General features: G+C 69.7%; 5 protein-coding genes. All 5 read right to left on the bottom strand.

Translation table 11 applies throughout. The annotated features are described in order from the left end of the window. Positions 1–22: 22 nt before the first annotated feature. Positions 23–2,122, bottom strand: a complete 2,100-nt coding sequence (malQ, locus tag J7I44_RS07025; RefSeq protein ID WP_209618073.1) for a 4-alpha-glucanotransferase — start codon at positions 2,120–2,122, stop codon at positions 23–25. A 133-nt stretch (positions 2,123–2,255) separates the two neighbouring features. Beyond that, positions 2,256–4,025, bottom strand: a complete 1,770-nt coding sequence (treZ, locus tag J7I44_RS07030) for a malto-oligosyltrehalose trehalohydrolase (protein WP_209618077.1) — start codon at positions 4,023–4,025, stop codon at positions 2,256–2,258. Beyond that, entirely contained in the window at positions 4,022–6,133 is a 2,112-nt protein-coding gene (gene glgX / locus J7I44_RS07035) for a glycogen debranching protein GlgX (protein WP_209618080.1), read from the bottom strand. The genes treZ and glgX overlap by 4 nt, the downstream gene beginning before the upstream one ends. 211 nt (positions 6,134–6,344) lie before the next feature. Beyond that, positions 6,345–8,519 carry a 1,4-alpha-glucan branching protein GlgB gene (gene glgB / locus J7I44_RS07040; protein WP_209618083.1) on the bottom strand — a complete coding sequence of 725 codons (2,175 nt, stop codon included), beginning with the start codon at positions 8,517–8,519 and terminating at the stop codon, positions 6,345–6,347. Next, positions 8,516–11,818: a maltose alpha-D-glucosyltransferase gene (treS, locus tag J7I44_RS07045; protein ID WP_209618086.1), complete on the bottom strand. Its 3,303-nt coding sequence runs from the start codon at positions 11,816–11,818 to the stop codon at positions 8,516–8,518. Before treS ends, glgB begins: the two co-directional genes overlap by 4 nt. Positions 11,819–11,887 lie beyond the last annotated feature (69 nt).

The following is an 11,887-nucleotide window of genomic DNA, read 5'->3' on the forward strand; positions in this document are numbered from 1 at the left end:
TCGAACGCGTGCGGTCGCACGCTCATGACGCGTTGTTTCGGGCCGTGGCAACGGCAGCGCAACATGCCTGCGCCACCGGGCCGTCGAACAGCAGCGCGGCAGTCTCCGGCAACCGCCGCCTCCAGTTGGGATGCAAGGCGTCGGTAGGTCCCGGCAGGTTGGGCTGTTCCGGCAATGCCAGCAGGTCTTCGGCGGGAATGATGACGAGCGGCGCCGGCGCGCGCGCCACGTGGCCGGCGGCGGCGATGGCTACCGGCGTCACCTCCTCCGGCAAAGGTGGCCGGTTCTCGTCCGGCGCGCCGCCGGCATCCTGCGCCGCCCCCGATGCGCACAGCGCGCGCCAGAGCCGGTCGCGGTCGAGCGCACGCTCGGCGATTTCGTCCACGCCCGGCTCGGCCAGGCCGGCGCGGGCACGCCACGCGATGTCGCGCCCGCTCCACCAGCCAGCCACGGTCGCCACGTCATGCGTGGAGGTGGTCGCCATCGCCGTGGGCGACCAGAGCTTCGGCGCGATGAAGCCGCGGTCGGCCGCGCGCTCGAACCACAGCACGCGGATACCCAGCACGCCCGCCTCGCCGATGCGTTGGCGGAAGTCGGCGGGCACGGTGCCGAGATCTTCGCCGATGACGACCGCGCGGTTGCGATGCGATTCGATCGCCAGCAGCCGCAGCATGTCCTCGAACGGGTAGCGCACGTAGGCGCCCTCGGTCGCGCCGTGGCCATGCGGCACCAGCCACAGGCGCTTGAGGCCCAGCACGTGGTCGATGCGCACGCCGCCGGCGTGCGCGAGCGCGGTACGCAACATGGCGAGGTAGCCGGCATAGCCACTGCGCCTGAGCCCCGCCGGCGAGAACGTGGTCAGGCCCCAGTCCTGCCCGTTGCGGTTGAGCAGGTCCGGCGGCGCGCCGACCGACAGGCCGTGCAGCAGTTCGCCCTGGTGGCTCCAGGCCTGGCTGCCGCCCGGATCGGTGCCGACCGCCAGGTCCGAGATCAGGCCGATCGCCATGCCCGAGGCGCGCGCCGTGTGCTGCGCATCTTCCAGACCGCGCATGGCCAGCCATTGCAGGAACGCGTGGAAGGCCACTTCGCGGCTGTGCTCGCGTGCGAAGGTCGCGACTGCGGCGCCGGCCGGGTCGTGGTATTCGGTCGGCCAGGCCTGCCAGCCGCCGGGCATGTCGTGCGCGCGGAAGTGCACCTGCAACGCCTCGAAGCGCGCGTGGCGTTCGAGCGCCTCGCCCTGCGCCTTGCGGAAGGCGCACAGCGCCTGGGTCAGCTTGGAGTCGGCGGTGGACCATTCGAACAGCGTGCGCAGCAGCGTCATGCGCGCACGCCCCGCCCGCGGCCAGTCGATCAGTTCGAGCCATTCCAGCTCGGCCAGTTCCTGGCGCAGGTTGTGTGCGTCGATGACCGTGCGCAGCGCCGAGGCGCCGCCCACCCGACCCGGGTCGGCGTAGAGCGGATTGAGGAACAGCCGGCTGGAAGGCGCGTATGGGCTGTAGCGCTCCGGCGCCGCGGCGAACAGCGCATGCACCGGACTGATCGCCAGCGCATCGGCGCCACGCGTGGCCGCCGCGCGGGCGCACTGTTCCAGTGCAGTGAAGTCGCCGATGCCGCCATCGCCCGGCCGGCGCAGGCTGGACAGCTGCACGGCCACGCCCCAGGGACGGCCGTGCGCGCCGGCGATGTCGCCCACGCCGAACGCGCGTGCCGGGGCGGCGGCGAGCGTACATTCGTCCTCGCCCAGCAGCAGGCGGTAGTAACCGGGTATCGCCGGCGCGCGCAGCATGCGCTCATCCGCCGCCAGGGTGCCCTCGTCGACCGGACTGCCCTGTTCGTCTTCCATGCGGTAATGGCGTGACGCGTTCGTGGGCGGCAGGCCGAAGGAGCCGCCGGCGTCGGCCACCAGCAGGCGCGGCAGCTGCGTCCCTTCGCGCTCGCGACGCAGCCGCTCGAGACTTGCCTCGATGTCGTCGTCGTTCGCACACGGCAGGCCGAGCGCATCGAGCACGGCGCGCAGCGTCGGCGGCGTTACTTCCTGCGGGCGATCGTTGGCATCGCGCCAGTGCACGTCCACGCCCGCCTGTTTGGCGAGTAGAGCGACGCGGGCATCGAGATCGCTCACGTACGTCCCCGGGAAAGGGGTGCACGCCCCGCAGGGTGGGCTTCGACCCACCACCGCACGCGCCACAGCGCATGGCGGGCTGAAGCCCAACCTGCGAGTTGCGCGGGCCGTGAGGCGTGTCGCTCAGTCAGACTCATGCCGAAGGTTCCAGGCAGACCAGGGTGCAGGCGGGATCGAGGCGGCCTTCGGCCAAGGCGGCGATCGCCGACGCCTCGCCGTGCAACCATCGCGCATCGGGTGTTGGCTTGACGTCGACGTCGGCTGCACGCTCGCCAAGGTTGCAGTAGACGTCGAGCCGGGCGTCGCCCAGCTGCCAGTGCGCCTGCAGCGCTCGATCGCCGAGGGCCCGGGCGCCCAGCGGTCGCGCCTGCTCCAGGCGCGGCACCAGGTAGTGCTGCCGTTGCGCCAGCAGCAGGCGGACCAGGCTGAGCCGCGCGAGGCCCTCCGCGCTGCCTGCTTCGGTGCTGTCCAGCGTGGACCGTTCGAAGGTGGCCGGTGCGTTCGGGTCGGGCACGTCCCCCTTGCCGTGGCTTTCGAAGTCGGCGAACTCCTTGCGCCGGCCCTCGCGCACGGCGGTGCGCAGTGCCTCGGTCTGGTGATCGGTGAAGAAAAGGAACGGCCGGCGGCTGCCCCATTCCTCGCCCATGAACAGCATCGGCACCGAAGGGGTAAGCAGCAACAGCGCGAGCGCCGCTTCGACGAGCCTGGGCTCGACCAGTTGGGTGAGCCGTTCGCCCAGGGCACGGTTGCCGACCTGGTCGTGGTCTTGCAGGAAATCGACGAAACACAACGGGCTCAGCTGACCGCTCGGTTCGCCGCGGGGCGTTCCGCGCATGGGCTCGCCCTGCCACGCAAAGCCCTCGGCCAGGCAGCGGACCAGCCGGTCCACGGGATCGTCGGCATAGGCGCCGTAATAGCCGGCGCGCTCGCCGGTGAGCAGCACGTGCAGCGCGTTGTGGAAATCGTCGTTCCACTGCCCATCGAAACGGTGCGGCCCGAGCAGGTGCGCCTGGTTGGCCTCGTTCTCGAGGATCAGATGCACCTGCCGCCCGTCCGCCGCAGCGTGCACGCGGTCTGCCAGCGAAAGCAGCCAGGCCGGGTTGTGCAGTGCGTGCACCGCGTCCAGGCGCAGGCCGTCGAAGCGGTACTCCTCGATCCAGTACAGCGCGTTGTGCACGAAGAAGTCGCCCACCGGGGGTTGCGCCACGTCGAGCGCCGCGCCCCACGGCGTCGGCGGGCCATCCTTGCGGAAGAACGGCGAGGCGTAGGCGCCCAGGTAATTCCCGTCCGGCCCGAAGTGGTTGTAGACCACGTCCAGGATGATCATCAGACCCTGCCCGTGCGCCGCATCGACCAGCGCCTTGAGCTCGTCGGGCGTGCCGTAGGCCGCGGCCGGAGCGAACGGCAGCACGCCGTCGTAGCCCCAGTTCCGCGCGCCGGGGAACTGCGCGATCGGCATCAGTTCGATCGCGGTGACGCCCAGCGCGCGCAGGCGCGGCAGCATGGCCTGCACGCCGCGGAAGCCGCCGCAGGCGCCTACGTGCAGCTCGTAGATCACCGCCTCGTGCCATGGCCGCCCGTGCCAGTCGGCGTGTTGCCACTGGAATGCCACGGGATCGACCACGACGCTGGCGCCATGCACGTCGCCGTCCTGCTGCAGCCGCGAGGCCGGGTCGGGCACGCGCAGGTCCGTGCCGACGTGGAAGCGGTAGCGGGTGCCCGGCGGCGCCTCGCAGAGGGACTCATGCCAGCCATCGTCCAGCGCGCGCATGGGCTGCATGTCACCCTGCCCGAGTTCCAGTTGCACCTGTGTAACATCGGGCGCCCACAACCGGAAGCGCGTACGTCCATCGCCTTGCCATTCGGCGCCGTAAGGCATGAGGTGGAGAAAACGTCCGCTCATGCACCGTCCTGCCGCGGCGCGGCCGAAAGCAGCATGACGCTCAGCCCCTTCAGTTCGATCGTGGGGGTCTCGACGTTGCGCTCGGGGGCCTCGGGGTTGCCGGTGTCGATGCGCATCCGCCACGGCAACTTCGGCTCGGGCAACTCGAACGCGTGTGGCTCGCCAGTGCCGTTGATCAGCAACAGGGTCACGTCGATGTGGCGCCGCCCCTTGGGCAGCGCACGGCGCAGCATCAGCAGGCGGCCCTGCGCGTCGTTCCAGTCGCTCTGCTTCATCGCGCTGCCGCGCTCGTTGTACCAGGACACCGGTGCCAGTCCGGGCAGCAGGTCGGGGCCGCCGTGCATGAAGCTGTCCGCGCGCAGGGTCGGGTGCTGCTCGCGCAGGCGGATCAGGCGGGCGACGAACCCGGTGAGCGCGAGGCCGCCGTCCGATTGCGCCAGCTTCCAGTCGAACCACGAGATCTCGTTGTCCTGGCAGTAGGCGTTGTTGTTGCCGCCCTGGCTGCGGTCGAACTCGTCGCCGCCAAGCAGCATCGGCGTGCCGTGCGAGAACAGCAGCGTCGCCAGCATGGCGCGCTTGGCACGGCCGCGTGCATCGAGGATGGCGGGGTCGTCGGTGGGCCCCTCCGCACCATGGTTGTTGCTCTCGTTGTCATTGGCGCCGTCGCGGTTGTCCTCGCCGTTGGCCTCGTTGTGCTTCTGCTCGTAGCTGACCAGGTCCTGCAGGGTGTATCCGTCGTGCGCGGTAATGAAATTGACCGATGCCCACGGGCGCCGATGCTGGTGGTCGAACAGGTCGGCCGAGCCCTGCAGCCGACCGGCCAGCGCGCCGCGCAGCCCAGCGTCCCCTTTCCAGAAGCGCCGCACGTCGTCGCGGAACTTCCCGTTCCATTCGGCGAAACCAGGGGGATGGTTGCCCAGCTGGTAGCCGCCGGGCCCCACGTCCCATGGCTCGGAGATCAGCTTGACGCCATTGAGCACGGGGTCCTGGCGCATGGCGTCGAACAGGCCGCAGTTCGGATCGAAGCCGTTCGCCTCGCGGCCCAGGGTCACGCCCAGGTCGAAGCGGAAGCCGTCGATATGGAAGGTCTGCACCCAGTAGCGCAGCGAATCCATCACCAGTTGCAGCACGCGCGGGTGCGCGGTGTTGACGGTATTGCCGGTGCCGGTGTCGTTGATGCAGTGGCGCGGGTTGTCCGGCAGCAGGCGGTAGTAGCTCGCGTTGTCCAGGCCGCGGAAGGAAAGCGTGGGGCCCAGCTCGCTGCCTTCGCCGGTGTGGTTGTAGACCACGTCCAGGATCACCTCGATGCCGGCCACGTGCAGCGCCTGCACCGCGGCGCGGATCTCGTTGAGCGCCCCTTCGGCCATGTACGAGGGCTCCGGCGCGAAGAACGCCAGCGTGTTGTAGCCCCAGTAGTTGCGCAGCTTCATCTCGGTGAGGCGGCGGTCCTGCACGAAGGCATGGATAGGCAGCAGCTCGATCGCGGTGATGCCCAGCTGCACCAGGTGGTCGATCACGTAGGGGTCGGCGAGCGCCAGGAAGGTGCCGCGCTCGTGTGGCCGGATACGCTTGAGCGTGCGGGTCATGCCCTTGACGTGGGCCTCGTAGACGATGGTCTTCGTCCATGGCGTGCGCGGGCGTTGCGTGCGGCCTTCCCAGTGCATCGGCTCGTCGACCACCACCGCCTTGGGCATGGCCGCGGCACTGTCGCGGCGGTCGAAGGAGAGGTCCGCGCGCGGCGAGGACACGCGGTAGCCGTGCAGTACATCCGACCAGCGCAATTGGCCGGCGAGCAGGCGGGCGTACGGGTCGAGCAGCAGCTTGTTGGGGTTGAAGCGATGGCCCTGTTCCGGTTCGTAGGGGCCGTAGGCGCGGTAGCCATAGAGCTGCCCGCCACGCAGGCGCGGCAGGTAGCCGTGCCAGATCTCGTCGGTGCACTCGGGCAGTTCGTAGCGTGCGATCTCGCGGCGGCCGGACGGATCGAACAGGCACAGCTCGATGCGTTCGGCGTGGGCGGAGAACACGGCGAAGTTCGTGCCGATGCCGTCGCAGTGCGCGCCCAGCGGATACGGTAGGCCAGGTTGCATGCGTTCGGGGAGCGTGGGCATCAGGTGTTCTGCTTCGTGTGGACGTGGGTGTGACGGGCTGAGGCAAGGCTTCCCCCATCCGCCCTTCGGGCACCTTCCCCCGCGGGCGGGGGAAGGGTCGGCTTCGGGGAGGCCCGGTAGTGAGCCTCCCCCCGTTCCACGGGGGAAGGTGCCGACAGGCGGATGGGGGTGGACGGAGCGCGATACCCCACGTCGCAGGCAGCCCCCGCGCTCATGCCCGATCCGCCAAGTAGATCAGCGTAGCCAGGGGTGGCAGCGAAAGCGCCAGCGAGTGCGACTGCCCATGGATCGGCATCGGCTCGGCCTGCGCCTCGTCCTGCCCCACGCCGGAGCCGCCGTAGCGGGCATCGTCGGTGTTGATCGCCAGTTCCCAGCGGCCCTCGCGCGGTACGCCGATGCGGTAGTCGTGCAGCGGCGTCGGCGTCAGGTTGCTCACCACCAGCGCCGGGCGTGCGCCTTCGGCGAAGCGCAGCCAGGCGAACACGCTGTTGCCCGCGTCGTCGCCGATCGCCCAGCGGAAACCGCGCGCATCGCCATCCCACGCATGCATCGCCGGCTCGCGCGCGAGCAGGTGGTTGAGGTCGCGCAGCAGTTGCTGCACGCCGCGGTGGCGCGGATCGTCCAGCAGGTGCCACGGCAGTTGCGCGTCATGGTTCCACTCGGTCGGCTGCGCCAGTTCGCCGCCGGCGAACAGCAGCTTCTTGCCCGGATGGGCCCACATGAAGCCGTAGTAGGCGCGCAGGTTGGCGAAACGCTGCCAGTCGTCGCCCGGCATGCGGCCGAGCAGCGAACGCTTGCCATGCACGACCTCGTCGTGGGACAGCGGCAGCACGTAATGCTCCGAATACGCATACACCATCGAGAAGGTCATCTCGTGGTGGTGCCAGCGCCGATGGATCGGATCGCGCGACATGTATTCGAGCGTGTCGTGCATCCAGCCCATGTTCCACTTGTAGTCGAAGCCCAGGCCGCCGTCGGTGGGCGCACGGGTGACGCCGGGCCAGGCGGTCGATTCCTCCGCGATGGTGAGCACGCCGGGATGGTGCTGGTGCACGACCGTGTTGAAACGCTTGAGGAAGGCGATCGATTCGAGGTTCTCGCGTCCGCCGTGGATATTGGGCACCCATTCGCCGTGCTTGCGACTGTAGTCGCGATAGAGCATCGAGGCGACCGCGTCCACGCGCAGGCCATCGATGTGGAAACGCTCGACCCAGGCCAGCGCGCTGCCGATCAGGAAGCCGGACACCTCGTTTCGCCCGAGGTTGTAGATCAGCGTGTTCCAGTCCTGGTGGAAGCCTTCGCGCGGGTCGGCGTGTTCGTACAGCGCGGTGCCATCGAAGCGGGCCAGGCCGTGCGCGTCGGTGGGAAAGTGCGCAGGCACCCAGTCGACGATCACGCCCAGCCCCGCCTCGTGGCAGCGGTCGACGAAACGCGCGAATGCTTCGGGCGGGCCGAAGCGCGCGGTCGGCGCGTACTGGCCCAGCGGCTGGTAGCCCCAGGAACCGCCGAACGGATGCTCGGCGACCGGCAGCAGTTCGAGGTGGGTGAAGCCCATGCCGACCAGGTAGGGAATCAGGCGTTCGGCCAGGCCGTCCCAGCCAGGGGACTCGCCCTCTTCGTTGCGCCACCAGGAACCGGCGTGCAGCTCGTAGATCGACAGCGGCGCATCGAGCCGCTGCCGCATGGCGCGTTCGGCCATCCAGCCGTGGTCGGTCCACCGGAACGGCGCATCGGGGGCGACCACCGAGGCGGTCGCCGGCGGCGCTTCCGTCGCCAGCGCGACCGGGTCGGCCTTCTGCTGCACCGAGAAATCCGCGCCCAGGATCTCGTACTTGTAGCGCGCACCGGCGCGCAGGCCCGGCACGAACAGCTCCCACACCCCATGCGGCAGGCGCACGCGCATCGGGTGGCGGCGGCCGTCCCACTGGTTGAAGTCGCCGACCACGCTGACCCGCCGCGCGTTCGGCGCCCATACGGCAAAGCGCACGCCCGGCACGCCATCGCGCTCGACCGGGTGCGCGCCGAGCTGACGCCAGAGCTGCGGGTGCTGACCTTGCGCCAGCAGGTCCAGGTCGTGGTCCTCGAGCAGGGTGCCGAAGGCGTAGGGATCGTCCAGCTCCTGCGATGCCGTGGGCCAGTGCACGCGCAGCCGATAGCCGCCCTCGCCCGGCACCGGGCCGGCGAACAGGCCATCGGCCACGGGTTCGAGCGGACCGAGGACCTGGCCCTGGCGGTCGATCGCCTCGACGCCATGCGCACCCGGCTGCAGCGTGCGCACCACGCGCTGGCCATCGACCCGATGCGGTCCGAGCACCGCGAACGGATCGGCGTGGCGCGCCTGCAGCAGCGCGTCGACGGCACCGGGATCGGGACGCCAGCGGCTCACGTGCCTGCCCCGCCGATGGCTGCCTCGTCGGTCAGGCGCAGCAGTCCCTGCAACGGCACGCCGAGCCAGCCGGGCCGGTTGGCCGCTTCGTAGGCGATCTCGTAGGCGGCCTTGTCGAGCAGGAACAGCTCGAGCATCGGTGCCAGCGCATCGGCGCGAACCCAGCGAACCGGGGCGCGCTCGAGCACGGCGATGTAAGCGGCGAGGAACACTTCCGAGGCGCGCAGGCGGAAGCGCTCCAGGAACGGCGCGAACAGCGGGTCCTCGATCGGCGCCACCCCTTCCTCGCCGCGCTGGGCGACGGCCGCGACATAGTCCAGCGAACGCAGGAAGCCCGCGACGTCGCGCAGCGGCGTGGTCTTGATGCGCCGGTCCTCCAGCGGACGTGCCGGCTCGCCCTCGAAGTCGATCAGCCAGGCGTCGCCCTGCACCACCAGCACCTGGCCCAGGTGGAAGTCGCCGTGCACGCGCGTGCGCAGCGCGCCTTCGCCGCGCCGTGCCAGCGCATCGATGCGCCGGCATAGCGCCTCGCGCCTTTCGAACAGGCGCTCGCGCTGTGCACGCAGGGCGCCGTCTTCGGGGTCGAGGGTTTCCAGCGCCTCCAGTGCGCGCTGCAGTTGCGCCCGCGCGTCGGCGGCCCAGCCGTCCAGATGGGACGCGTCGGCGGTTTCGGGCCGGAAGGCGTCGTCCTCGCTCGGCTGGGCGAGGACGGCATGCAGCTCGCCCAGGCGCGTGCCCACCGCCGCGGCGAAGTTGTCGTAGTCGGCCAGGATCTCCGCGCGCGCCGCGTCGTCCTCGGCGTGGCTGAACTCATCCCAGGTGCGTTGCAGGTAATCGAGCGTCCAGCGCCAGGCATCGCCCTGGTTGCGCACGAAGCCCTGCAATACCGCCAGCGCCGAGGGAATGCCGTCGGCGCCCACGTGCAGCACCTCGCCGAGCAGTGGCGGCGTGTTGGCGTAGCCTACCCGGGTCAGGTGGCGGCCCATCTCTAGCTCCGGGTTGATGCCGTGCGCGATGTGCCGGTAGAGCTTGAGCATGCCGCGCTCGTGCACGATCACGGAGCTGTTCGATTGTTCGGCCGACAGCCAGCGGTTCTCCGCATCGGGCGGGAATTCCAGCGCGTCGAACGCCGCCGTGGCGGTGAAGCGGATCATCCCGCCGCGCTTGAGCGGCATCTCCAGCCGCTGGCGCAGGCCGCGCAGCAGGCCGGAGATGAAGGCGTCGAGCACGAAACCATCGGTGAGATAGCCCACGCGCCGGCCACGGCGTACCCGTGCCAGCGCCAGCTGTTGCGCACGGGCGGGCGGGTTCTCGTCTTCCCAGATGATGCCCAGTGGCAGGCAGTAGCGCTCGATGCCGCCATCGTCGAGGGTGGCGATGATCTCGGTGATCACCAGATCCTCGCCACGGTCCGGCCAAGGCTGGCCGTACATCATGCTGATCGAGGCGATGCCGCGGTCCTTGGCGCCGAACCAGCGGCGCCGGCCCAGGTAGGTGGGCAGCACGTCGCGCTCGACCACGCCGCGGTGGTGCGCCATCACCGGCCCTTCCACCAGCGGCCCGCGCAGCACCAGTGTTTCGTACTCCGGCATCGGCTCGGCCGGCACCTGGTGCCAGGCCGGCATCTGCGCGTTGGCGCACAGCTGGAAGGCGTAGAAGCCGAACGGCGGCAGCGTCAGCAGGTACGGCAGGCGGCCGATCGGCGGGAACGAGGTGCCGCCGAGGATCTCCACCGGCACGCGGCCGTCGAAGGCGCCCAGGTCCAGCTCCACCGCCTGCAGCGTACGCGACATGTTGGCCACGCACAGCACCTGCTCGTCCTCGAACTCGCGCAGGTAGGCCAGGATCTTGCGGTTGCCCGGATAGAGGAACCGGATGCTGCCGCGGCCGAACGCCTTGTAGCGCTTGCGCACGGTCAGCACGCGGCGGGTCCAGTTGAGCAGCGAATGCGGATCGCGCGCCTGCGCCTCGACGTTGACCGCCTGGTAGCCGTACAGCGGGTCCATGATCGGCGGCAGCACCAGCTTGGCCGGATCGGCCTTGGAGAAGCCGCCGTTGCGGTCCATCGACCACTGCATCGGCGTGCGCACGCCGTCGCGGTCGCCCAGGTGGATGTTATCGCCCATGCCCAGTTCGTCGCCGTAGTACAGCACCGGCGTGCCAGGCATGGTCATCACCAGCGAGTTCATCAGCTCGATGCGGCGGCGGTCGCGCTCCAGCAGCGGCGAGAGGCGGCGACGGATGCCGAGATTGATGCGCGCACGGCGGTCGGCGGCGTAGGTCTCCCACAGGTAGTCCCGCTCGGCGTCGGTGACCATCTCCAACGTCAGCTCGTCGTGGTTGCGCAGGAAGATCGCCCACTGGCAGTTGTCGGGAATCGCCGGGGTCTGGCGCATGATGTCGGTGATCGGGAAGCGGTCCTCGCGCGCGATCGCCATGTACATGCGCGGCATCAGCGGGAAGTGGAACGCCATGTGGCACTCGTCGCCGTTGCCAAAGTAATCCTGGGTGTCCTCCGGCCACTGGTTGGCCTCGGCCAGCAGCATGCGGTCGGGGTAGTGCTCGTCGATCTCCTTGCGGATCAGCTTGAGGATGTCGTGCGTCTCGGGCAGGTTCTCGTTGTTGGTGCCCTCGCGCTCGATCAGGTAGGGCACCGCGTCCAGCCGCAGGCCATCGACGCCGAGGTCGAGCCAGAAACGCATCACGCCGAGCACCGCCTTGAGCACGGCGGGGTTGTCGAAGTTGAGATCCGGCTGGTGCGAGAAGAAGCGGTGCCAGAAATACTGGCCGGCGACCGCGTCCCAGGTCCAGTTCGACTTCTCGGTGTCGAGGAAGATGATGCGGGTGCCGGTGTACGCCTGATCGGTATCCGACCACACGTAGAAATTGCGCGCGGCCGAGCCGGGCTTGGCCAGGCGGGCGCGCTGGAACCACGGGTGCTGGTCGGAGGTGTGGTTGATCACCAGCTCGGTGATGACGCGCAGGCCGCGCGCGTGCGCCGCGGCGATGAATCGCTTCGCGTCGGCCAGTCGCCCGTAGTCCGGATGGACGTCCTTGTACTCGGAGATGTCGTAGCCATCGTCGCGGCGCGGGCTGGGGTAGAACGGCAGCAGCCAGAGCGTGTTGACGCCCAGCTCGGCGATGTAGTCGAGCTTGTCGATCAGGCCCTGGAAGTCGCCCACGCCGTCGTCGTTGGCGTCGAAGAACGACTTGACGTGTACCTGGTAGATGACCGCGTCCTTGTACCAGAGCGGATCGCTGGTGAAGCTGCGCTTGGGGGTTTTCGGATGAGCGCTCATGCGGGGGTCCTTGCACTTCGCCGCCGCAGGGCGGCGCTCCTGCATGGGGTGCGTAGCGCCGGGAAAGCC

The sequence above is a fragment of the Frateuria flava genome (genome assembly GCF_017837635.1).
GTDB lineage: Bacteria > Pseudomonadota > Gammaproteobacteria > Xanthomonadales > Rhodanobacteraceae > Frateuria_A > Frateuria_A flava.